This window comes from Pseudomonas sp. FG35, from assembly GCF_057809295.1.
On record NZ_JBMDJR010000001.1, the window covers coordinates 67,690 to 89,255 of the forward strand.

The following is a 21,566-nucleotide window of genomic DNA, read 5'->3' on the forward strand; positions in this document are numbered from 1 at the left end:
AGCCGATCTCGATGCCGCGATGGCTGCTGAATTTAGTGCAAGTGCTGTGCGAAACCGGACAGGCCGACGACCTGCGCAAGCGGATAGACAATGGCGGGGGTCCCGTGCCGCTGCGGCTGTTTCATCTCTGGCAGGCCGACGTGGTCCTGCCGATGCTCGGCGAAGCCTTGCCGGAACATCGGCAGTCGCTGCTCGCGTTGCAAAGCCTGCATCAGCGGGCGGCGCTCGGCGTGATCGGGCGTCAGGGCGAATGGCGGGCCACGCTCAGACCGGTATTGCTGGCGCTGTATCGCAAGGCCTACCCCTACGACGCGGCGTACGCCAAGGCCCACGCCAGTGCGCTGACCTACGGCCTCGCACCGGCCAACACCGCAATGATTGCCGAGCACTTTGGCGACGCCGAGGCGTTCGCCGAGTACTACGCGCAACTGAATACCGAGGCCGCCGCCACGGCGTTTGCCCAGGCTCATGCCAGCGCCAACGCCGAGGTGTCGGCCCGGGCCTTCGCGGACGGCGACGCAGAGACCTGCGCTCAGGTCTGTGGGGCGACCGTGCGGGTGTACGTCGGGGCCTGCGCGCAGGCCGAGGAACAGCGACATGCCCTAAGCAATCAACTCGCCGCCGGGCTCGAGCGAAGCCTGGCCACGCTGCAATCCCGTTCAACAGGAGAACGACATGAATGACGCACAACTGCAATTCGATGTGGTGATCAACGCTCAGGGTCAGTATTCCCTGTGGCCGGCGGGCAAGCCGATGGCCAGCGGTTGGAGCGAGGCGGGGATGCGCGGTGAGCGCCAGGTCTGCCTGGATTACATCAACGAGCACTGGATCGACATGCGCCCGCGTTCGCTGCGTGAGCAGTCATCGGTGTCGTTCCAATAAAAAAAGGTGAGGGAACATGGATCAGTTGGCACTCAAGGCAATCGAGCTTATCGCCGCCGAACGGCGTGCGCCGTATCAGCACATCACGGTCGAGCGAATCACGCCGATCATCGGCGCCGAGATCGGCGGCGTCGATCTTTCGCAACCGTTGAGCGACGAACAGCTCGCAGAAATCCGCCGGGCCTTTCTGGAGAACCACGTGGTGGTGTTCCGCGATCAGCACCTGACGGTGGACGAGCACAAGGCGTTTGGCCGGCTGTTCGGTGAGTTGAGGGCGCTGCCGGTGGAGGACATCGACGGCGATGACCCGGAGCTGGTGGTGATCCGCGCCAATGCGCAATCGCGCTACGTGGCCGGCGAAACCTGGCACACCGACGGCACCGCCGACCTGGCGCCGTCCATGGGGTCGATGCTGTACGTCAAGGAAACCCCGGCCATCGGCACGGGCGGCGATACGTTGTTCGCCAACATGCACCTGGCGCTGGAAATGCTCTCGCCGACGATGCAGCAGTTTCTCGGCGAACTGACGGCGATCCACGACGGCGCGATCCCATGGAAGGGTTATGAGGCGCCGGCCAACCTGCCGAAAACCGAACACCCGGTGGTGGTTCGCCACCCGGAAACCGGGCGCAAATCGCTGTTCGTCAATTCCGGGTTCACGTCGCACATCGTCCAGTTGTCCGGCGTTGAAAGCCAGGTGCTGTTGAACATGCTGTTCGATCTGGTGGCTCGAGAGCCGGTTCTGAGTTGTCGCGTGCGTTGGACGCCGAACAGCCTGGTGTTCTGGGATAACCGCTGCACCCAACACCATGCGGTCTGGGATTATTTCCCGCACTCGCGGTATGGCGAGCGGGTGACGATTCTGGGGACGCAGCCCAAGGCGTAATGACCCCCTGTGGGAGCGAGCAAGCTCGCTCCCACAGGTCCGGGTCTAAATCCCTTGTTTGAGCAGTTGCTCGACGATCAGCTCGCCGAACGCCAGATTCCCGTGCAGCGGGTCATCCACTTCGCAATACGCCGAACGCTGAAAACCCTGCTCATCGTTCGCCGCTGCGCGCACGTCGATCAGCTCGATGCCGAGCCCTTGCAGGCGCTCGATCAGCAGCGCCTGCGCTGCCATGAACACCCGCGAATCGGACAACTCCGGCACCCGCTGCGGCGGCAATACGGCGAACACCTTGAGGTTCATTGCCCGGGCCTGTTCATAGAACGCCAGCGCAGGTCGGGACAAGGTGTCGACAATGGATTCGAACAGGGGACCTGCGAGAAAACCTTCGTCGAATTCGCCGTCGGGTGTCTGGTAACACGTCCAGTTCGGCGCGGTCGCGAGGTAGTGCAGGCTCAGGCCAATGGTGCTGACCAGCGGCACCCCGACCTTCGCCAGTTGCGGCACTTCGAACGGCTCAAGGGCCTGGCGATACAGGCGCTCCATCTCGGCCTCGCGAAACAGCACGTCATGGCGGGTCAGGCTGAAAAAATCCACCGCGAAATCCCGGCCGGTGCCCAGCGGGCCGCCGCTGAACGGCAACTCGCGGGCTTGCGCCGCCTTGCCGATGACGCCGGCATGGGAGTCGCCCAGCAGCAGAAACCTAGGCGTAGTAATCGAGCACGGCGTCTTCACAGACAAGCTCCTTGCTGGATACGCAGGTAGAGGGAACGCTGGCCGGCGTGTGCAGCGGTTGAACCGCATCGAGCCCGGCGAAAAACTGCTGCATGACGAACGCCACGCCTTCGGGCGTGACCTCGCGCTGGTTGGGCTGGTAGAACGCACCCTTGAACGGTGTACCGGTGATGATCTCGTAAGAAGGGAAATAGTCGACGTCGTGCAGGTCTTCACACAGCTGCCCGGCGACGGCGCGCAGGACCGATTTGGAATAGGTGGTGGCGCTCAGCACATGTTCGCCCGTGGCCGTCGCCGTCAGGGGTACCGGTGACACGGTGAGCAGAACACGCAGTTGCGGGTTGATCGAACGCATCAACTCCAGCGCCTGGACCATGTCGCCATAGGTGTCCATGAAACCGAAATTGCAGAAGCGGTGCAGCTGCGGATCGAAGGTCCCCCGCACGGTGCCGGGGCACACGGGGTACACCAGACCGGTCTGGCGGTTCTGCCAGGCTTCGGTCAGGCCGAGGGTAAACACGAACACTTTGGCTCGGCGCAGGGCGGTGCGAATCGCGTCGAGGGTGGCTTCGCGCGAGGCGAACAGCGCGTCCTCGCTGGCAAAGCCGTCGGGCTCCACGGCGGGGCGGAACGGGTCGAAGAAACGCCCGTCATGGGCCCAGGTTTCGTCGGGTGGCAGGCTCACACCCAACGCCCATTCCAGCCATTGGCACAACATCGCCGGGGTGTACAGGTTGCCGGTGCGGAACGAGAACACCCCGTAGTTATGGGCCTTCCAGTCGGCTTCGGGCAATTCGGCCGGGGCCGGTTCCGCATCCAGCCAGTTCATGCCGCGCTCCACCAGCGCGCGGCCGATGTGCTGGGCGAAACACGAGCCGGCGGTGACGATGGCGTCCTCGTTGCCGATCTCGAACTGCGGCGTCCACAGTTGATCGATGTCCAGCGCGGGCTTGTCGGCCACGGCGGTGCGCCAGAAAGCGCGGGGTGGCAGGCATTGATAAGGATTCACGACGAGGGCCTCCTTGGCGGTCGCTGATAAAACGGGGTCAGCTGATTTGATAGCGGTAGATCAGGTCGTCAAACCACCGATCTCCAATCTGATAGGCCTGCGGCACGCGGCGCTCGAACACAAAACCGCATTTCTCCAAGACCTTGCAGGAGGCGATATTACCGTCGGTCACGGTCGACTCCAACGAGTCCAGGCCGATGGCGGCGGCATAGTCGATGATCGCCTGCCGCGACTCGGTGCCAAAGCCTTTGCCCTGATGCTCGGGCAACAGCAGGCAACCCACCTCGGCATGCCCCGGCGACAGGATGCGGAATCCGGTCACGCCCAGTTCCTGCCCGCTGGCCCTGTCGGTCATCACCAGACACAACCAGTGATCCGACTGCGGCCCCCAGGCCGGAAGCCTGTGTTCGAAGCCTTTGCGCACCTGTTCCTCGGCGATTTCACCGAACACGTATTGCATGGTTTGCGGCTCGGAATGCAGCCGGAGAAACAGCGGCCAGTCGGATTCGACCATCGTGCGCAGATCCAGGCGTTGCGTGGTGAGCTCGAGCATCCGCTGCTCCTTGCAAGGGTGGGAAGGGAAGACGGTTTTTTACTGGGTGTGGGGCGAAAGATCAATGCTTTGATCGGGCATGTTTTGCAACGCCGACCTTGAACGCGCCCCGTAGCGGTACTCTCCGGCAGCCACGCTGCCGGAGGCGGATTGGCGTATGGATCGGTTACGGCTTGACCGGTTTGACCAGGACGGTCTCGTTGCTGTCGAGCACGAACACCGCCAGCAGACGGGACGGTTCAGTAGTGCTGGCATTGGCGCTCACCGCGTGGAAATCACCCGGTTGTTCGACGAAGTTTTCCCCGGCCTTGTAGACCTTCTCCGGCCCGTCGCCGACCTTGCTGCGCACGGCGCCCTCAAGCACCGTGGCGTAGATGAACGCGGACTTCGGATGAAAGTGTGCCGGCGAAGAACCACCGGGTGCGTATTCCACCAGCACGCCCTTCATGGATTTACCCGGAACGTTCGGCAGGGCGCGGTCGAACACCACGGTAACCTTGCCTGCCTGCGGCTCGGCGGCCGAGGCGGATGAAATCGAAACGGCCGCAAACGTGGCGGCCAGCAGGATTCGGCTGAACATGGCGATACTCCTTCAAACAGGTGGGGTGTTTCAGCGCTGGGTCGATTTCGCCAGCCAGTCTTCAAAGCGCGTTGGACCCAGGCGCGGGTTGCTGCTGCCGGGGGTGAGCGACTGGTCGTCGAGCACATCGCCGAAGTAACGGGCGTGGACGTCCGGGATCACTTTGCGGGTGTCGTCGGTAGCGCGGAAAAAACGCCGGACTAACTCGTCGAGGGGCATGGCTTCGGGGCCGGCAATTTCCTGCGTGCCGTTGATCGGCGCGGCCAGTGCCACGTCGGTGAGTGCAGCGGCCACATCGTCAGAGGCCATGGGCTGGATCAATGCCGGCGACAGGCGCACTTCGTCGCCGACGGTAGCGGATTGGGCAATGCCGCCGACAAATTCGAAGAACTGTGTGGCCCGCAGCAGGCTGTACGGAATGCCCGATGCCTTGATCATGTTCTCCTGCGCGACCTTGGCGCGGAAATAACCGTTGGCCGGCAGGCGCTCACTGCCGACGATCGACAGCGCCACGTGATGGCGAACCCCGGCGGCGGCTTCGGCGGCGAGCAGATTACGGGTGGAGGTTTCGAAGAAATCGAGCACGGCCTGGTCTTCCCACGACGGCGCGTTGGACACATCGACCACTACCTGTGCGCCGTCCATCGCATCGGCCAGGCCTTCGCGGGTGATGCTGTTGACGCCGGTGTTAGGCGAGGCGGCGCGGGCGTCGTGGCCGCGTTCGCGCAGATTGTTCACAAGTTTCGATCCGATGAGGCCGGTGCCTCCGATAACGACGATCTTCATGGCATCTCTCCACTGGCCGACGGCAACCGTTGCTGTCGATGTGGGTTGAGCTTGCCTGTGACGCTCTGGCAAATCCTTGTGATGACCTTGGATTTGCCTTGGTTTTTTGTCCAGACAGGCCAATCCGTCGGCAGATGCGTAGACCAGTGTGCAGACCGGTGCGACGGCCCGAGGTCTGCCGTATGATCGAGCGCAAAACAATCGCCTGCCCGGACACGGCGTCGGGGGGCGCCAGACCAGAGAACAGACACCGTGCAATTCGTGTTTGAAGACTACGTGCTCGACCCGCAGCGCCGGGAACTGACCTGGCGCGGGCAAGTCGTGACGGTCGGGCCGCAGGTCTTCGACTTGCTGCTGCTATTGGTCAGCAACCGCGAGCGGGTGGTGAGCAAGGACGAACTGTTGAGCGCCGTATGGAGTGGCCGGATCGTTTCCGAATCGACCATCACCAGCCACATCAACGCTGTGCGCAAGGCCATCGGCGACACCGGCGAGCAGCAGCGCCTGGTGCGTACGGTGCCGCGCAAGGGCTATCGCTTCGTCGGCGAAATCAGCCCGTGCGACAGCCCCGTCAATGCACCGGAAGCGCCTGCGAAACCCGAGGTGGCCGCGACACTTGTCCTGCCGGAAAAACCTTCGATCACCGTCCTGCCGTTCCAGAACCTCAGTGGAGACCCCGAGCAGGACTACTTCGCCGACGGCATCGTCGAAGACATCATCACCGCGCTGTCGCGCCTGCGTTGGCTGTTCGTCATCGCCCGCAACTCCAGCTTCACCTACAAGGGCAGAGCGGTCGACGCGCGGGGCGTCGGTCAGGAACTGGGTGTGCGTTACGTGCTGGAAGGCAGCGTGCGCAAGAGCGGCAACAAGATCCGCATCACCGGCCAGTTGATTGATGCGTGCAGCGGCACGCACCTGTGGGCCGAGCGCTTCGAAGGCCTGCTCGACGATATTTTCGAACTCCAGGATCAAGTGGCCGAGAGCGTAGTGGGCGCCATTGCGCCGCAGCTTGAACGCGCGGAAATCGAGCGGGCCAAGCGCAAGCCCACCGACAGCCTCGATGCCTACGATTACTACCTGCGAGGGACGGCCAAGCTGCACATCGGCACCCGTGAGGCGATCGAACAGGCGCTGGCGCTGTTCTACCGGGCAATCGAGCTGGATCCGGAATTCGCCTCGGCATACGGCATGGCCGCGTGGTGCCACTTCTGGCGCAAGCTCAACGGCTGGATGACCGACCGGCCCCGGGACGTCGCCGAAGGTGCGCGGCTGGCGCGCATGGGCGTGGAACTGGGGCGCGATGACGCCGTGGCGCTGACCCGCTGCGGTCATGCCCTGGCCCATCTGACCGGGGATGTCGATTGTGGCATTGCTTTGCTGGATCGGGCTCGAGTGCTCAACCCCAATCTGGCGCCGGCCTGGTATCTCGGCGGTATCCTGCGCGCCTTGGGTGGCGAAACCGAAGCCGCCATTGCCAACCTCGAGCATGCCGTGCGCCTGAGCCCTGTGGACCCGGAAATGTTCCGCATGCAGGTCGGGATGGCGTTGGCGCACTTCTTCGCCGGTCGCTTCGAATGTTCGGTTTCCTGGGCCGAGAAAGCGCAGGGAAACCTGCCCAGTCTGCTGGTAGCGGCGGCCCTGATCGCCGCCAGCCACGCGCTCAATGGGCGAACCGACAAAGCCAAGCAGGCCATGGAACGGCTGCGTCAGCTGGACCCGACGTTGCGGGTGTCCAGCCTGGGCGCGTGGCTGCCCATTCAACGGCCTGAAGACGTTGCCCGGTTTGCCGAAGGTTTGCGGTTGGCGGGGTTGCCGGAGTAAGGGCTCAGTCAGCCAATCAATCCATCGAAAAATGCATTCGCATGTTCATCGCGGCATCGTACTGATTGCTGGCTACCCGGCGTTCGATCAGGCGATCTGAGCCTCCTTCGGCAACACGGCGTTCGATCAGGCGATCGGAGCCACCTTCGGCGACGCGACGTTCGATCAGGCGATCGTCGCCACCTTCGGCGACGCGACGTTCGATCAGGCGATCGGAGCCACCTTCGGCGACGCGGCGTTCGATCAGTCGGTCGGATCCGCCCTCGGCAACACGACGCTCCATCAGCCGATCCGACCCCCCTTCGGCAATCTGGGTCGGCGCCTTTCTGGCCCGGTGCTGTTGCACTGATGAAGTTTCTGAATCCGGAGCACTGGTTTCCTGTCTGTTGGCAACCGGCATATCAGGCAGGCAGCTTGCCCCGAATGCATGAGTGGCAACTATCCAGGTGGCTGAAACAATGGCGACGGGTAATACCAATCCAATAGTTTTCATCGTGATCATCCTGAGTCGTGGTGGGATTTCGTTAATGAACTTCCGGGTTGCAACCAGACAGGTTTGAATTCAATCGAATACTTCTAATGGGAAACTCCATGTTCCTGTGCTGCCAGGCGAATACGGTTGTACGCAATCAAGCGCATGACGTAGCCCAGCTTGATCGCGGTCGGTCCAAGGATCGTCATCCCGTGCGCGCCGACCAGCGTGGGCAAGTTCAAGTGAGCGTCAAACACATAAGCCAGGAAAATCCCCACCATCAACATGCCCAGGCCACCGACCAGCAACACGTGGGACAACTTCAGCACGCGGTACGAGTCTTCAAAAAAGTCATACATGTTGATCAGTCATCCCTGAGTCAATGAGTGGATCGACAAGTGTCGGCGCGCGAGGAAACCGCGAAGTCAATAACTTTGCCGGCCGTCGCATTTGATGGAGGGATTTTACTGTTGGCGGTAGGGATCAACCATGTTGCATAAGTTTGGTTTTATCCTGCCAGCGTATGGAGAAGTCATACCAACGTATATAAACGACTAGTAATGTGCGCCGCATTTGGGCGTTAAATCTAATGGTTGATACCCAGACTTTCTGCCATTCGAACCAGATCGGCAAACGACTGCGCGCGCATCTTGCGCATGGCCTGGCTGCGGTGAATTTTCACGGTGATCTCGCTCAGGCCGATGGCACTGGCGATCTGCTTGTTTATCAGACCCGAGACGGCCAGCGCCATCACCGCTTGCTCTCTGACCGTGAGTGTCGCATGGCGTGTGCGCAATTCATGATGGCGGAGTTCGTACTCGCGGCGCGACCTGTCCCGCGTATGCGCGGCGACCACGGCGTCGATCATGGCCTGCTCGCGAAACGGTTTTTCCAGGAAATCGACGGCACCGGCTTTCATGGCGCGAACGGTCATGGCGATGTCGCCGTACCCGGTCATGAAAATGATCGGCAGATGGATGTTGGCGTCGGCGAGCGCCTGCTGGAAGACCAGCCCGCTGGTGCCTTGCAATCGCACATCCAGCACCAGGCAACTGGGCAGGTCAGGTCGCTGGTATTGCATGAAGTCGGCGACCGATCCGAACAGCTCGACCCGCAGGCCGATGGAGCGTAACAGGCTGCCAAGCGCCTCACGCAGAGGAGCGTCATCATCAATGATGAAAACGATGGATTCGGGGTTTCGCTCGGGTGCAGGTTCTACGTCCATACGCTGGATGGCTTCGCGGCGATCAGGTTGCGCAGGATGCGGAAAAACCCAATGGAAAACTTTGCCCGAGCCTCCGGTTTTCATTGGATTTTTCTTGGGTAAACGTCCAGAGGCCATCGACCGCTGTTCCGGTCATCGATGGCCTCGGCGAATCAGTTTCCTGCCCGGGCGACTATCGCAAAATTCCCCGGCGCCTTTTCCAACAGCCCCAGAAATCTCACGAGATCGACCTTGCTGCCATCCACCTTCAGATCATCGGAGGTGAATGCCTCCTTCAGCCCGGCGGTGCCGCCCAGCAGTTGGACGAACAGGTCCTTGGTGACACTCAGCGTTGCGTTGGCGTTCGCCGCCGTCGGGCCTTTTCGGTAGTGCAGCACGGCGTTCTCGATCCACAGCACGAACGATTCATTCGTATCGGTCAGCACCAGATTGAAGGTCCAGTTCTTGCCATCCGCCGCCGGCCCGTCGAGGCTCGCGGCCATGGCTTCGAGGAAGCGTTCGGTGGGCGTCTGCTTCATCAGTTCGATCAGGTCGGAGCGTTTGACGCCCTTGGCCGGGGGGCCGTTGCGCAGCTCCATGGCAGCGGTCAGGTAACTGTTGCGCCAGGTTGCCGATTCCGCCTGATAGCCCATCTGTTCGTACGCGCGGGCCAGCAGTTCCTTGGCGGCGGTGTCGTCGGGTTTGGCCAGCACGGCCTGATCCAGGAGCTCGGCAACCCAGCGATATTCGCCCTTGTCATAGGCCACGCGCGCGGCTTCGACCACCTTGGCGTTACCTCCCATCAATTCGACGTAGCGCTTTGCCGACTCCTTGGGCACCAGCGGATTCAAGTGCGCGGGGTTGCCGTCGTAGGCGCCCAGGTACAGCTGGTAGATCGCCTTGACGTTGTGGCGCAGGTCGCCGTAATAGCCGCGAGTGCCGAAGTACGAGGCCAGCGAATCCGGCAGCTGGATCTTGTCGGCGATCTCGTTGGGGGTGTAGCCGGCGTTCATCAGGCGCACGGTCTGGTCATGCAGGTATTTGTAGACGTCGCGGTGCTTGGTGATGAATTCGCGGATCCGCTCGTTGCCCCAGATCGGCCAGTTGTGCTGACCGAAATAGACCTCGGTGTCGCCCAGCTCATCCAGGGCGATTTGCGTGTATTCGGACCAGCGCAGCGCATCGCGCACCTTGGCGCCACGGATCGGCAGCAGGTTGTGCATGGTCTGCGCCAGCAGCTCCGCGCCGCCGTAAGCCTTGAGCGCGGGGATCGAAAAGGTCAGCTCGGCCGGGGCCTCCGCGCCGGGCATGTTGTGGAACACGAAGCTGACGCCGTCGAGCACCAGCGGCTGGATCGGCTGGTCGATGATCTGCGTTGGCGGCAGGATGCCCATGCTGCCGTACGCAACGTTCTTGCCCAGCCCGGTGTCGACGATGCCGGTGGCGCCCGGCGTCAGGTTCTTGCCGAACTGATACATCGACCGCCGTGCCATCGCCGGGCCCGCCAGGATGTTTTCGCTGGTGGCTTCCTCCATGAACCCGGCGGGCGCGACGATGGGAATGTTGCGCTGGGCCACTTCGCTGGCCGAAGTGATGCCCAGCACACCGCCGAAATGGTCGGCATGGTCGTGGGTGAAAATGATCGCGGTGACGGGCTTGTTGCCCAGATGCTCGCGGGCGAAGGCCAGCGCTGCGGCGGCGGATTCTCGGGAGGTCAGCGGGTCGACCACGATCCAGCCGGTCTGCCCGTCGATCAGCGTCATGTTGGCGATGTCGAAACCGCGCAACTGGTAAATGCTGTCGGTGACCTTGAACAGGCCGATCTGTGCGTTGAGCATCGCGTGTCGCCACAGGCTCGGGTTGACGGTGGTCGGCGCCTGGCCTTCGACGAAGCGGTACGCATCGAAATCGATCAGGACATTGCCGTCAGCGCCAAGGATCTTGCCGGTGGGCCGGGCGATGAAACCGCGCTGGGCATCTTCCATGTCACGGTTGTCGCTGAGGTCCAGGCCCTTGATCGACGCCTGGATCAGCGCGGCCGTGGCGGGCGTGGCGTCGCCGGCTGCGACGCTGGGCTTGTTGTCGCAGCCGGCGAGGGACACCAGCGTCAGGGCGAGGATCGTGTAGAGGGTCGATTTCATTCTTGTTGTTCTCCGAAGTTCGAATGCGCTCCAGCCTAGGGGCAGGGCAACGATGTATCCAATGCATTGTTTACATCCGGATAATGCGTCGCTAGCATCGGGCGAATGGACCTAAAACGACTGTCACACCTACTCGCGCTAGCTGATGAACGCCATTTCGGACGCGCCGCCGAGCGCGTGCACCTCAGCCAGCCGGCCCTGAGCCGCAGCATTCAGGCGCTGGAGAGTGAAACCGGGCAGCGCCTGTTCGATCGCGACACCGGAGACGTCCGCCCGACGCCGGCGGGGGTCTTTCTGATCGAGCGGGCGCGGCGGCTGCTGTTCGATGCCCGGTCGCTGGAGCGGGACATGGCGCTCTACAGCGATCGCCAACTGGGCAGCCTCGCGTTCGGTGTCGGCCCGTTCCCGGCCGCGATGTTGATGCATCAGGTGGTGCCGCGACTGCGTCTGGATCACCCGACGGTCACCCTGCGCGTGGAAGTGAACAACTGGCAGATTCTCGAGGCGCGGCTGCGCGCTGAGGCGATCGAATTCTTCGTTGCCGATATCCGCAACTTCACGGCGGAATCCGATCTGCTGATCCGTTCGCTGGGCCAGGTCTCGGCAGGCTTCTTCGTGCGTCCGGAGCATCCGCTGGCCGGGCGCAAAGTGCAGATGGGCGAACTGGAAGGCTATGGCATCGCCACGACGCGCTTGCCCGAAGTCGTGAAACTCGAGACCGCCCGAACCCTCGGCATCTCCACCCGTCAGGCGCTGCCCATTGTGCTGGAGTGTGATGATGTGGCGTTGCTCAAGACCGTCGCAGGTTCAACCGACACCATCCTCGGCGTCATCCATGGCGCCGTGGCTGAAGACATTCGGGTGGGGCGTTTGATCGAGCTTCATGTTGTCGACAGGCCGGGATTTCACTCCGAAATCGGCGTGGTGAGCTTGCAGGGCAGAAGCCTGTCGCCGACGGCTTTGTGTGTGATCGAGGCGGTGGTTGCCGAGATGCAATCCGTTCACGTCGAACAATCCCCACGTCTTTAGAGATACGTCCTACAGCCACGATTTTCCTGCTTCGTTAACGTCGTGCGGCCTCTTGCGAGGGGTTGCCGATGCATGAACGAAAGGACAATCAGTGGCTGTTCAAAAGGATATTCCCCGGGTTCCCAACCCACCGGCGGGCGACGGGCATCACGTCACCTACCGCTACATGACGGCCACCGAACTGGCCGATCAGCAAGACCGACAAGACAAGTACGACGCCATGCTGGCGAGACAGGACGCCTTCGAACGCAGCCGTGAGGTCGCGGCGAACAAGCCTGAGCCGGTGCGCGCGGGCTGCGTGTTCGCCAAGTCGTGCAAGCTGCCGGACGCGATCATCGATTACTCGAATCCTTCGGGGATGGTGCCGACAGACAGTCTGAAGGATTACGGCGAGCTGATTTTGCTCGGTGGCCGTGAGGCCGATGACAGCGGTGGGGTTGAGCTCAAGAAAATCAGCGGCACGGCAATTCCTGCGGGGCTGGGCACTTTTGCCCTTGCCGGTGAGGCGTTCAAGGCATTGCCCGCGATGGCCTCCGCCGCTGTCATCAGTCCGTTGCTCGGTTTGGTGGCGATGTTTATGCCCTTGAACCTGGGCGACAGCGCGCTTTACACCGAAGACCAGTTGCTCGCCCTCAAACAGGCCCGAACCCGCGTGCGCTTGCGCGTTGAACAGCAGGCCGATGGCAGCCTCAAGGGGTACGGCTTCTATACCGGCAAGAATCGCGATTGGGAGATGGTTGATGTCGTGCAGTTCACGGCACGCGATAGCCGGTTTGTTGCAGACCTCGGTGACGGTGTTGAGCTGATCTGGACGCCTGCCGTGGATGGTTCCGACATCCTCGGGATTCCTGCGCTGGAGGCTGCTCCGCAGGCGCCGCATATCTGGGTGTATCCGCCGACGAAAGCGGCGGACGGGATTCTGGTTAATCCGGTTTATCCGCCGGAGTATCGGGATTTCATTTTGGTGTTTCCGGCGGATTCCGGGGTTAAGCCGATTTATATTGTTTTAAATGTACGCGGCCATGGCACAGCCAAGGCTGGTCACACCTACCACCCGGCCCCTGAGACAGACGAAATCACAGCGTTTCCAGGATTGAGAAGAGCGAAAAAGAAAACCCCGTACTCGGGTGGTCTCCGGGATCGCTGGATAGACGCAAAAGGGAGGACGATATATGAATGGGACTTTCTTCACGGAGAGCTTGAGGCCTATCGCGCGAGCGACGGTACTCATTTGGGGTCGTACGACCATAGAACCGGTAAGCAACTAGATCCCCCTAAAGGGAAAAAGCGAAGCATCAAAAAGTATTTGTGAGGGATTTATGGGATTGAAAGCCAGACTTGAGTGGTATGACAAGGAAACCGAGCTCGGTATGGGAGAGGAATTATCGAAAGATTTCGGTGACGACGGTGCTGTAATCGAATCACTCGGCATACCAATTGAAAACAATATAAACAACGGCGGATTCGACGTGCTCTCAAACTGGGTGAGCATTCTTCAACCGAATTTCAACCATGTCATTGATCCATCTTCTTACGACTACCAAATTTCGTTCGTTTACCGTGATCAATGGTAAGCACCAAAACAATACCCCCGATCAGTCATCTGATCGGGGGCTAAAACTGCGAATGGGATTAGTCAGCCCCGCTGACCCCGCCCCGGATAATTGAGCACAAACTGCACATGCGCCTTCACCCCGGTAGCCAGTGTCGCGTCATCGGCGGTGAAGTAGGGGCTGTGGTTGTTCGGCGCCTTGCTCATGTCCTGGCCTTCCGGCGTTGCGCCGAGGAACACGAACAGCCCCGGCACCTTGCGTGCGTAGTAGGAGAAGTCTTCGCTCGGCGACAGCGAGGCGGGCAGGCGCTCGACCTTGCCCGGTGCTGCCAGTTCGAGAGCCGGGATCATGGCTTCGGTCAGGGCCGGATCGTTGGTGGTTACCGGCGCATTGTTCACCAGCAGCAAATTGGCCTGGGTCTCGTAGGCGCTGGCGATGCTGTTCACCAGCGGCGGCATCTTTTTCAAGATCGTGTCGCGGATGTCGGCGTTGTTGGTGCGAATGGTCCCGGTCATTTCCACGGTCTCGGGAATGATGTTGGCCGCCGAACCGCCATTGATCGTACCGACACTGATCACGCCCATGCCTTGGGTCAGGTCGACGCGCCGACTGACCAGCGTCTGCAATCCACTGATGATGCCTTGACTGGCGACAATCGGATCGACACCGCTCCAAGGCGCCGAACCGTGAGTCTGCTGGCCCTTGACCGTGATGCGGAACGAGTCGCTGCTGTTGAGCACGGTTCCGGATTTGTAAAACAAATGCCCGGTCGGATAACCCGCCATCACATGCACCCCGAACACCGCTTCCACCTTGGGCGAATCGAGCGCGCCATCGCGGATCATCGCTTGCGCGCCGATCAGGGTGTCAGTCTGGAATTCATCGACATCCGCTGCACCTTCCTCAGCCGGCTGAAACAAAAACACCACCGTCCCGCGCACCTGATCGCGATGCTCGGCCAGTACCTTCGCGGCGCCCAGCAACATCGCGGTGTGGGTGTCGTGCCCGCAGGCGTGCATCACCGGCACGCTTTTGCCAAGTCGCGTGCTGGTGGCCTGACTGGCGAACGGCAGGTTCGTCATCTCCTTGACCGGCAGTGCATCCATGTCGGCGCGCAACGCCACCACCGGCCCCGGCAATCCGCCTTTCAGAACCCCCACAACACCCGTCTTGCCGACCCCGGTGCGCACTTCAATGTTCGATGCCTTCAGCCGCTCGGCCACCAGCGCGGCAGTCTTGAACTCAAGATTGCCCAGCTCTGGATGCTGATGAATCGTGTGGCGCAGGTCGATGACCTCCTGATTGACCGCGCTCACGGCGCCATCGACCCAAGGCGCATCGGCGGCATGGCTGGCAGTGGCAACGAACGAAGACAGAACGGCGAGGCACAGCGAGGTTTTGCAGAAACGGATCAAGGCGGGACTCTCTCTTATGGTTTTTATTGGCGTCAGAGGGTATGCCGCGATGCAAGGCGGGACAAACGAGTCTGGCCGGTAATCGCACGGCTTTTGGTTTTTCGCGTTTTTGCCTGCGCGCGGCCTTCAACGGATTGTTTTCCATCGCCTGATCCGCTTCACTGTGGCTCTTTTGCCTGAGCGGAAATCAATCATGGAACGATGCGAAGCACTGGTCATCGGCCTCGGCGCCATGGGAGCGGCCACGGTGTATCAACTGGCGAAGGCCGGGGTCAACGTGGTCGGCATCGACCTCCACCATCCGCCGCACACATTCGGCTCCAGCCATGGCGATACCCGCATCACCCGGCTGTCCGTGGGCGAGGGCGCGCAATACGTGCCCATCGTGCGCAACTCCCACCGCATCTGGCGCGAGCTGGAGGCGCTGTCGGGCGAGTCCCTGTTCGAACAGACCGGCCTGCTGGTGCTGACTTCCAGCCCCGACTTCGATCCCGCCGACGAAACCGACTTCACCCTGCGCACCATCGCCCTGGCACAGACCTACGGCATCGAACACGAAGTCCTCGACGCCGGCCAGATCCGCCAACGCTTTCCGCAGTTTGCCCAGGTGCGCGACGACGCCATTGGCTACTTCGAGCCCGAAGGTGGTTTTGTACGGCCCGAACGCTGCATCGACGTGCAACTCAGACTGGCCGAACAACACGGCGCCACGCTGTACAAGGGCGAGACCGTGACCCACATAAGCTCGGACGAACAGGGCGTCACCGTCACCACCGACCAGCGCACCGTACGGGCGAACAAACTGGTGGTCACCGCCGGCAACTGGGCGGGCGGCCTGCTCGGCGCGCCGTTCGATAGTCTGCTCAGCGTCTATCGGCAAAAGCTGTTCTGGTTCGAAACCGAGCCTGACGCGGCACTGGTCGGCCACTCGCCCACGTTCATCTTCACTCACGGCCCGGACGACGATTTCTATGGCTTTCCCGCGTTGCCGGGGGAGGGCAGTTTGAAGGTCGCTACGGCGCAGTATCACAGCGCATCCACGCCCGAGACTCTGGATCGCACAGTCTCGACCAAGGAAGAACGCGAGATGTACGAGCAGCAGGTGCAGGGGCGCATTGCCGGGCTGACGGATCGGGTAGTGAAGTCAGCGGTTTGCGCCTACACCGTCACGCCGGATCGGCATTTCATCATCGATGAGCATCCACGGTTGCAGCACACGTTGGTGGTGTCGGCATGCTCCGGGCATGGGTTCAAACACTCGGCGGCGTTGGGGGAGGCGTTTGCGCAGTGGTGTTTGCGGGGGGAGAGTGAGCTGGATCTTTCGTTGTTTTCGGTGGGGCGGTTTGAGGCATAGTGCCAACATTCAAAAACAGATCCATTTCACGAAAACAGATTCGCCCTCTCATGGAGAGCGAACCGAAACCCCGCAAGGAACGCACATGAATTTCTTCAAGAAGCTTCTCGTTTCATTGAAACGTCCTAAAACCGAAGACGTCGAGCCAGCACGGCAACCCCTTGAAGTACAAGAGCCGGATATCTACGACAGCATGACCGAGGCTGAAGCGGCAAACTTGGCTGCCCGAGAGGCCAGCGCAGAGTGTCTGGATCGTCATTGGGCATCAGTCGGCACAGTCGAGCGCGATGTCCTTGCCTACATGATCAGTCCGAGCTTTTCGGGTGGCCCTTACTGGCCCTCGACCCGTCAGGCCTACCGGGTGGTTCGCCGTGACGACACAATCATCATCGCCACGGAAGGTCTGTCAGACCCCTTCGATGACGCGGAAGAAATGGGCAATGGTTTCGAGATGGAGTTGTTCGTAGAAACCGCCGATATACCCGAACACGCCCGTGGCCCGGTGGGTGACGTCGATCCTTTCCAGCGCAGTTGGGCATTCGAGCTGGTGGAACACGTTGCCAAAACGGTGGCAGACGCTGGAGGCTACACTCGCGGACTCGACAAGTACGGTGCGATGTCCATTGAAATTCCCGGGTTCAGCCTCTCGAATCACATGTGCGATCAATTCCCCAAACACTTCGTGACCGAAGACGACTCGACCGGTGTCTTGCTGGGCGCCCCGGAACCGGATTTCCCTACCCGGCTGGATGACATGCCGTTATCCCCTGTGAGAATGGTTCCGGTGGTACTGATCACCGCGTCGGAGCTTGAGTACATTCGTGCTGGCGGGCGGGCAGCACGCGATGACCTGGTGGTCCGATTGAAGGCTGCGGGTGTCGGGCATGTGAGCAGTTTGCAGCGTGAGAGTGTTGTTTGACGCTGCAGTGTTCTCAGGTTCCCTTGCTGGTCACGCCTGCCCAAATCGAGATTTTCGCCAAAGACTTGTCCGCCTTTTAATGACGAGGGCAACCTCAAAGGTTTGAGCCGCAAATGAGCAAATTGGGTTGCAGATGTGGGCACGTGATTGTCGATCAGACTGACAGCTTGCCCTACAAGGCGAGTTTACTTCGCGACGAAGTAGAGGATGCATTCTGGGAAGAGGTAAACCAAGAACTCAAGCCCCTGATGACTGCTGCCGAGTCGGGAGACAAGGCTGTGATCGATGGGGCGTTCGGTGAGTTTGCACCTTGGGTCAACGCGACCGACGAATTGATAAGCCGATTATCGAGCCTCCACATCCACCGGACGTTAGATGTTTATGAATGCACGAACTGTGGGCGTCTTTGGGTGCAGAAGGGCGCGGGTAATCAGTTCGTTTCATATGTTCCGGAAGAGGGTGGATATCAGGCGATTTTGTCGGCGACGTCAGGCGATTCCGAGAGCCTGGATTGCGAATAAATAGGGAACTGCTCAGTGTCTAACCGCTATGCCGCCTCCCGAGACAGGATGGCGAATGACTTGAGAAATGCGCAGCTGCTGCAGGGGCAGCGACTTGCTGAGTTATTGCATGACCAATATTACTTTAACGAGGAAAAGTGCCTGTCTGACGTAGGGCCGTTGCTCTGGCGGTGTGGCGAACATCAGAAAGTTGCGATGTACCTGCTGAGCGATGGGGAATGTGTTGGAGCTGATGAGTCCGATCTGGAACCTCCCACTCCCTTCACACTTGATGCCGCGAGCTTCTGCTCGTGGCGTAGGGAAAATCTGCTTCGCAACAGGTCTGCTCTCTTCCTCGAAGGCAAAATCATTACAGCGGTTCAAGGTGTTGTCGATAAAGTGGCAGGCGGAGAGGTTTGGCTTGTCGGCTTTCAAGTTGCCTTCGAGACAGGCGACTGCCTGATCTACCTGAATCAAGGTGACGGTGCAGTCGTTCTGATTAACGAATGGCCCAAGAGGTTGGAGGGTGTCGAAACCTGCTTGGTGACTGCGCTGGAATGAGCGTTTTGTTTAATAGCAGCTTGGGCGAAAATATATGCGTCCCCATTTTTTCGGTAGGAGCGGTCGCGGATGATATGGACGATCAGGAAGACGGTCGGCCAAATAAACAAGCATCCGCCAATCCTTGTTATATCGCGTGTAAAACGCTGATTAGTCGTTCATAAAATTTCGCAAAACTAGGCATTTCCTCTGCAAGTTTTCTGCAGTCCATTCCATTGGCTTCTAACCAAGTTAACAGACGCTCGTTAGTAGCTTCCCCTTCAAGTATGGTGCTAAGCATCTTCTTGGCAGAATTCGGGGATTTATCATTACCGGAAAGCTCCTCTAAGTCAGCGCAATGCTGATATGGATTCTCCTTCGCGGCGCATATGAACCATGATTCTGATTTTGGCCTCGGTACCATCGGAACTCCTCTAGTGAATTCGGCACGCCTAAAGCCCTCTTCAATTGAGGTTTTTTTTTGCTCCCAGATATCGCTCGGATCGCTGTTAGTACCATCGGAATCTCTGAATAGTATTGCTACTGCGACGTCGCCTTCTGCCGCTTCTAACTCTTTCGATATCTCGCCAAGCATTAAGGCGTTGAAAAAGAAAAGCCCAGTCTCCACTCCGTGTTTACGTCCTGCAAAGACGAAGCCGCGCCGCTCATTTTTCTTCGCTGCAAGCCGCTGTGTTAAGTATGCTTCGCTGTAATACCTGTAGGTGCCGAGGTGCGTCTGTAATGGGCTATACTGCATCACCTCTTCGATAATGTAGTCAATGATATATGTCAAGGGGCCTAGTTTATACATCTCATCCTGGCAAAACCCTGCGTGATTAATGCATGCCCCGAGATCGCTTACCCCTTCACCACTACATACTACGATCACATAGCACCCTTTTCCAAATTAGAGCTTTCATCCGCATCGAGCTTTGCACATTCACTAGTGAGATTAGTTAGGCTTGTGTCTACAAAAGCCTCGCCAGGGCCCATTATTGCTAGTTTTTTTTGCATTCTCGGAATGCTGAACAGCGGCCGACTCCGGGTGCCACCATCAAATGTACGATACACAAAATGTACAGATTTCTCAGCTACTTCATCGGATAAGTAATTTAAGATCATTGGACTATGTGTGGTGACGATAACTTGCTGACCTGTATTCTGTAGTAAATGAACAAGGCGCTCTACGATTTCAGGGTTAACTCCATTTTCAACTTCATCAAACAGAAGTGTTGCATTGCCCGATCCCGCTTGAGCAAGAATCGCCAATATCCTGAGTAGCCCATCGTTAACGTGCTTGGCTTCAGTTTCAATAATCTCTCCATTGAATTCTTCAATGATTGATAGTTTTTTCCAGCCGGCTCTTTCCTGCTTAACTTTAAAGTCTAGTACGGCAGGGTAGAACTCTCGCAATAGCGCTGTGAGTTTTTCTCGTTCTTTGCCTTTTATATTGTAGAGATACGGAGAAAGCTTTTCTCCACCGGTGCCAATGTCTATCGCGGCTTCTCGCGATGAGTTTCTCATTAGGTGAGGGGATAGGAGTTCTAGTGATCTAATGTTTAATATTGCATTTCTTACTTCAATTATTTCCGGGCTTAATACGTCATCCTTTAGCGCAGAAAGGATGGAGCCGACATAGTTAAACTCGATCTTAGATGGTTGTGTGTTAAGTATGGAATATCGGCCTCTCGTAAGATTGAATATATATTCGCCCTCGGCTTCAAATATTCTCTCTAGTGTGCAGGAAAGGCTGCTCCTGTTGAAGCTTCCGACCCACGAAAAAAGTTTTCCGCTTTTGACCCTTACCGTTATTCCGATGATGATGTTGGAACTATTGGACAGTTTTGAATGCAAGTCCGAAACGCTCCAGCCGCGTTTTGATAGCCAATTGGTAACGTCGCCGCGCATTAGGTGGGAGGCAAAGTCTAGAAGTTGAAGTACGCTGCTTTTTCCAGCCCCGTTTAATCCAACGAGGCAAGTAAAGTTACCCAGTCCCGTCTTTTCGTCAAGACTAAAGTTGGCTAGTGATTTGAAGCCGTTAACGCTAAAACCTACGATCATAAGATTCCCAGTCTGGCATCCCTTTGATACCTTCTCTTTTTTACAGCAATTCATCGGTTCTACGCAATTATCGCACTCAAGACGAATTGGAGGCTGAGCTCCCTCATCTCATCCGATGAGCTAGCTAAGCCCCGCTCAGCTTAGTCGATTCATGGGGGCGTTTTTGGCCTACTGCTACAATCTCCTTCAGGTCCTAGCGTCAGCTCCAACGTTACAATCACGTCGGGTCGGCTAATGGCCGATAGCTGCCATTAATTTTGGCAGCTTCGGCTGACATCGTTTTCTCCGACCCTCTACTAATCAGTCATGACAGAGGGGTCGGCTTTCAGGTCTTCACCTCAACATGATCCAGCGCCTGATTCACCGCCAACTCACTTAACATCACCAACTGCGCAATCCCGATCGCCGTCTTGCGATGGGCAGGCTCAAGAGTCGCCGCAAAGTTGTTGAGCATTTCGCTGGCCGACCCCAGTGATTCGCTGGCGTTGGCCAGGAGGGATTCGGTGTTGTAGGCCGGGTTGGCCAGGTACATGGGGTCGTGTTTGTGATGGCTGCCCATGATCCGTTGTTGCGGAGTGAGGTAGTGGTCGAGTGCGCGTTCGGCCGCTTCGTTCAGGGTCCGTGAATCCGGAAATTTGTAGGGGGAAACCGGATCGGTTTCCGGTGGGTTCGGTGTTGGCTTGAACATAGATGTAACTCCAGGGTGAGAAAGTGGAGCCATCAGCCTCGCTACCAAACGAGGGTGGTGGCCATACGGAGGTTGGTAGACCGGTCACCTGGATACCCGGCGCGTCCGAAGACGCCCTACGCATGGCCACCATAAAACGAGGACGAAAGAGTCCCTGCAATCTGGTGTTGCGATGCGACAGGTAATCCGGGCTACCAAACCCGATCACTGTTTTTCAGTGACCCGGAAACGATAAAACCCGCACCCCAGACGCACAAGCCGGCGGATTCTGGCGTAGTCGTAGGCAATGACGCAAGACGCTGTAGCCGTGGGGAAGTAATGCCGGGCGTTTCTAAACACCATTCAAAAAACGCTTAAACACGTCGCCCTCGCCATGTCGAAATCAGACGTCCATGCCGCTCCTGAATAAAAGCGGACTCCCGTCTGCGGGATAACGCG

At 59.1% G+C, this 21,566-nt stretch carries 24 protein-coding genes; 11 read left to right on the top strand and 13 right to left on the bottom strand.

The window, feature by feature from the left end; all coding sequences use genetic code 11:
• The first annotated feature begins 104 nt into the window (after positions 1 to 104).
• From ACODTD_RS00225 to ACODTD_RS00235, 3 genes are read left to right on the top strand one after another with little or no spacing between them, the layout of a single operon-like run.
• A complete protein-coding gene (locus ACODTD_RS00225) occupies positions 105 to 683 on the top strand; it encodes a hypothetical protein (RefSeq protein ID WP_489104273.1) in 579 nt (192 codons plus the stop codon).
• The gene (locus ACODTD_RS00230) at positions 676 to 882 is read left to right on the top strand and encodes an MbtH family protein (RefSeq protein WP_011333696.1); all 207 of its coding nucleotides are present in this window, start codon (positions 676 to 678) and stop codon (positions 880 to 882) included. Before ACODTD_RS00225 ends, ACODTD_RS00230 begins: the two co-directional genes overlap by 8 nt.
• Before the next feature lie 16 nt (positions 883 to 898).
• The gene (locus ACODTD_RS00235; protein ID WP_489104274.1) at positions 899 to 1,768 is read left to right on the top strand and encodes a TauD/TfdA dioxygenase family protein; all 870 of its coding nucleotides are present in this window, start codon (positions 899 to 901) and stop codon (positions 1,766 to 1,768) included.
• A 45-nt stretch (positions 1,769 to 1,813) separates the two neighbouring features.
• Here the strand turns inward: ACODTD_RS00235 and ACODTD_RS00240 are convergent, their stop codons facing one another.
• From ACODTD_RS00240 to ACODTD_RS00260, 5 genes are all read right to left on the bottom strand, one after another.
• Positions 1,814 to 2,503 (bottom strand): hypothetical protein, encoded by a 690-nt coding sequence (locus ACODTD_RS00240; protein WP_489104275.1) that lies wholly within the window; start codon positions 2,501 to 2,503, stop codon positions 1,814 to 1,816.
• Entirely contained in the window at positions 2,472 to 3,512 is a 1,041-nt protein-coding gene (locus tag ACODTD_RS00245; RefSeq protein ID WP_489104276.1) for a GSCFA domain-containing protein, read from the bottom strand. The genes ACODTD_RS00240 and ACODTD_RS00245 overlap by 32 nt, the downstream gene beginning before the upstream one ends.
• A 37-nt stretch (positions 3,513 to 3,549) precedes the next feature.
• Positions 3,550 to 4,065 (bottom strand): GNAT family N-acetyltransferase, encoded by a 516-nt coding sequence (locus ACODTD_RS00250; RefSeq protein ID WP_221614945.1) that lies wholly within the window; start codon positions 4,063 to 4,065, stop codon positions 3,550 to 3,552.
• Positions 4,066 to 4,231: 166 nt separating this feature from the next.
• Positions 4,232 to 4,645 carry a cupin domain-containing protein gene (locus tag ACODTD_RS00255; protein ID WP_201820181.1) on the bottom strand — a complete coding sequence of 138 codons (414 nt, stop codon included), beginning with the start codon at positions 4,643 to 4,645 and terminating at the stop codon, positions 4,232 to 4,234.
• A 30-nt stretch (positions 4,646 to 4,675) separates the two neighbouring features.
• Positions 4,676 to 5,431, bottom strand: a complete 756-nt coding sequence (locus ACODTD_RS00260; RefSeq protein ID WP_011333702.1) for an SDR family oxidoreductase — start codon at positions 5,429 to 5,431, stop codon at positions 4,676 to 4,678.
• 252 nt (positions 5,432 to 5,683) lie between these two features.
• On the opposite strand from ACODTD_RS00260, the gene ACODTD_RS00265 reads away from it, so the two are divergent.
• Complete coding sequence (locus tag ACODTD_RS00265) at positions 5,684 to 7,252, top strand: winged helix-turn-helix domain-containing tetratricopeptide repeat protein (RefSeq protein ID WP_221614944.1); 1,569 nt, start codon at positions 5,684 to 5,686, stop codon at positions 7,250 to 7,252.
• A gap of 16 nt (positions 7,253 to 7,268) precedes the next feature.
• Here the strand turns inward: ACODTD_RS00265 and ACODTD_RS00270 are convergent, their stop codons facing one another.
• From ACODTD_RS00270 to ACODTD_RS00285, 4 genes are all read right to left on the bottom strand, one after another.
• Entirely contained in the window at positions 7,269 to 7,745 is a 477-nt protein-coding gene (locus tag ACODTD_RS00270; RefSeq protein WP_489104277.1) for a phage infection protein, read from the bottom strand.
• Positions 7,746 to 7,828: 83 nt separating this feature from the next.
• On the bottom strand, positions 7,829 to 8,083 hold the full coding sequence (locus ACODTD_RS00275) for a hypothetical protein (RefSeq protein ID WP_039771078.1): 255 nt from the start codon (positions 8,081 to 8,083) through the stop codon (positions 7,829 to 7,831).
• Between the two features lie 227 nt (positions 8,084 to 8,310).
• On the bottom strand, positions 8,311 to 8,949 hold the full coding sequence (locus ACODTD_RS00280; protein WP_489104515.1) for a response regulator transcription factor: 639 nt from the start codon (positions 8,947 to 8,949) through the stop codon (positions 8,311 to 8,313).
• Between the two features lie 152 nt (positions 8,950 to 9,101).
• Positions 9,102 to 11,069 (bottom strand): alkyl/aryl-sulfatase, encoded by a 1,968-nt coding sequence (locus ACODTD_RS00285; protein ID WP_221614942.1) that lies wholly within the window; start codon positions 11,067 to 11,069, stop codon positions 9,102 to 9,104.
• 105 nt (positions 11,070 to 11,174) lie between these two features.
• Here ACODTD_RS00285 and ACODTD_RS00290 point away from each other — a divergent pair, with 105 nt between their 5' ends.
• The 3 genes from ACODTD_RS00290 (at position 11,175) to ACODTD_RS00300 (ending at position 13,672) form a co-directional block, all read left to right on the top strand.
• Positions 11,175 to 12,098: a LysR family transcriptional regulator gene (locus ACODTD_RS00290; protein WP_221614941.1), complete on the top strand. Its 924-nt coding sequence runs from the start codon at positions 11,175 to 11,177 to the stop codon at positions 12,096 to 12,098.
• Between the two features lie 91 nt (positions 12,099 to 12,189).
• On the top strand, positions 12,190 to 13,410 hold the full coding sequence (locus tag ACODTD_RS00295; RefSeq protein WP_221614940.1) for an S-type pyocin domain-containing protein: 1,221 nt from the start codon (positions 12,190 to 12,192) through the stop codon (positions 13,408 to 13,410).
• Positions 13,411 to 13,417: 7 nt separating this feature from the next.
• Positions 13,418 to 13,672, top strand: coding sequence for a colicin E3-like toxin immunity protein (locus ACODTD_RS00300; protein ID WP_163974841.1), 255 nt, complete (start codon positions 13,418 to 13,420; stop codon positions 13,670 to 13,672).
• A gap of 62 nt (positions 13,673 to 13,734) precedes the next feature.
• Here ACODTD_RS00300 and ACODTD_RS00305 read toward each other — a convergent pair whose 3' ends face one another.
• Positions 13,735 to 15,066: an amidohydrolase gene (locus tag ACODTD_RS00305; RefSeq protein WP_085604922.1), complete on the bottom strand. Its 1,332-nt coding sequence runs from the start codon at positions 15,064 to 15,066 to the stop codon at positions 13,735 to 13,737.
• Between the two features lie 193 nt (positions 15,067 to 15,259).
• Between ACODTD_RS00305 and solA the strand changes: the two genes are divergently transcribed.
• The 4 genes from solA (at position 15,260) to ACODTD_RS00325 (ending at position 18,400) form a co-directional block, all read left to right on the top strand.
• Complete coding sequence (solA, locus tag ACODTD_RS00310) at positions 15,260 to 16,420, top strand: N-methyl-L-tryptophan oxidase (RefSeq protein WP_489104278.1); 1,161 nt, start codon at positions 15,260 to 15,262, stop codon at positions 16,418 to 16,420.
• Positions 16,421 to 16,505: 85 nt separating this feature from the next.
• Entirely contained in the window at positions 16,506 to 17,339 is an 834-nt protein-coding gene (locus tag ACODTD_RS00315) for a suppressor of fused domain protein (protein WP_489104279.1), read from the top strand.
• 113 nt (positions 17,340 to 17,452) lie between these two features.
• On the top strand, positions 17,453 to 17,860 hold the full coding sequence (locus ACODTD_RS00320) for a DUF8617 domain-containing protein (protein ID WP_011333714.1): 408 nt from the start codon (positions 17,453 to 17,455) through the stop codon (positions 17,858 to 17,860).
• Between the two features lie 15 nt (positions 17,861 to 17,875).
• Positions 17,876 to 18,400, top strand: a complete 525-nt coding sequence (locus tag ACODTD_RS00325; RefSeq protein ID WP_011333715.1) for a hypothetical protein — start codon at positions 17,876 to 17,878, stop codon at positions 18,398 to 18,400.
• Between the two features lie 127 nt (positions 18,401 to 18,527).
• Here ACODTD_RS00325 and ACODTD_RS00330 read toward each other — a convergent pair whose 3' ends face one another.
• The 3 genes from ACODTD_RS00330 to ACODTD_RS00340 form a co-directional block, all read right to left on the bottom strand.
• Positions 18,528 to 19,190, bottom strand: a complete 663-nt coding sequence (locus tag ACODTD_RS00330) for a hypothetical protein (RefSeq protein ID WP_050761157.1) — start codon at positions 19,188 to 19,190, stop codon at positions 18,528 to 18,530.
• Between the two features lie 74 nt (positions 19,191 to 19,264).
• On the bottom strand, positions 19,265 to 20,440 hold the full coding sequence (locus ACODTD_RS00335) for an AAA family ATPase (RefSeq protein WP_041475221.1): 1,176 nt from the start codon (positions 20,438 to 20,440) through the stop codon (positions 19,265 to 19,267).
• A 325-nt stretch (positions 20,441 to 20,765) separates the two neighbouring features.
• Complete coding sequence (locus tag ACODTD_RS00340; RefSeq protein ID WP_011333718.1) at positions 20,766 to 21,128, bottom strand: DUF6124 family protein; 363 nt, start codon at positions 21,126 to 21,128, stop codon at positions 20,766 to 20,768.
• Between the last annotated feature and the right edge of the window lie 438 nt (positions 21,129 to 21,566).

Excerpts from the sequence above, each read along its gene's own strand:
- ACODTD_RS00230 (WP_011333696.1), top strand. The coding sequence starts at position 676 with ATGAATGACGCACAACTGCAATTCGATGTGGTGATCAACGCTCAGGGT.
- ACODTD_RS00235 (WP_489104274.1), top strand. The coding sequence starts at position 899 with ATGGATCAGTTGGCACTCAAGGCAATCGAGCTTATCGCCGCCGAACGG.
- ACODTD_RS00250 (WP_221614945.1), bottom strand. The coding sequence starts at position 4,065 with ATGCTCGAGCTCACCACGCAACGCCTGGATCTGCGCACGATGGTCGAA.
- ACODTD_RS00255 (WP_201820181.1), bottom strand. The coding sequence starts at position 4,645 with ATGTTCAGCCGAATCCTGCTGGCCGCCACGTTTGCGGCCGTTTCGATT.
- ACODTD_RS00260 (WP_011333702.1), bottom strand. The coding sequence starts at position 5,431 with ATGAAGATCGTCGTTATCGGAGGCACCGGCCTCATCGGATCGAAACTT.
- ACODTD_RS00270 (WP_489104277.1), bottom strand. The coding sequence starts at position 7,745 with ATGAAAACTATTGGATTGGTATTACCCGTCGCCATTGTTTCAGCCACC.
- ACODTD_RS00275 (WP_039771078.1), bottom strand. The coding sequence starts at position 8,083 with ATGTATGACTTTTTTGAAGACTCGTACCGCGTGCTGAAGTTGTCCCAC.
- ACODTD_RS00280 (WP_489104515.1), bottom strand. The coding sequence starts at position 8,949 with ATGGACGTAGAACCTGCACCCGAGCGAAACCCCGAATCCATCGTTTTC.
- ACODTD_RS00285 (WP_221614942.1), bottom strand. The coding sequence starts at position 11,069 with ATGAAATCGACCCTCTACACGATCCTCGCCCTGACGCTGGTGTCCCTC.
- ACODTD_RS00290 (WP_221614941.1), top strand. The coding sequence starts at position 11,175 with ATGGACCTAAAACGACTGTCACACCTACTCGCGCTAGCTGATGAACGC.
- ACODTD_RS00300 (WP_163974841.1), top strand. The coding sequence starts at position 13,418 with ATGGGATTGAAAGCCAGACTTGAGTGGTATGACAAGGAAACCGAGCTC.
- solA (WP_489104278.1), top strand. The coding sequence starts at position 15,260 with ATGGAACGATGCGAAGCACTGGTCATCGGCCTCGGCGCCATGGGAGCG.
- ACODTD_RS00315 (WP_489104279.1), top strand. The coding sequence starts at position 16,506 with ATGAATTTCTTCAAGAAGCTTCTCGTTTCATTGAAACGTCCTAAAACC.
- ACODTD_RS00320 (WP_011333714.1), top strand. The coding sequence starts at position 17,453 with ATGAGCAAATTGGGTTGCAGATGTGGGCACGTGATTGTCGATCAGACT.
- ACODTD_RS00330 (WP_050761157.1), bottom strand. The coding sequence starts at position 19,190 with ATGTATAAACTAGGCCCCTTGACATATATCATTGACTACATTATCGAA.
- ACODTD_RS00335 (WP_041475221.1), bottom strand. The coding sequence starts at position 20,440 with ATGATCGTAGGTTTTAGCGTTAACGGCTTCAAATCACTAGCCAACTTT.
- ACODTD_RS00340 (WP_011333718.1), bottom strand. The coding sequence starts at position 21,128 with ATGTTCAAGCCAACACCGAACCCACCGGAAACCGATCCGGTTTCCCCC.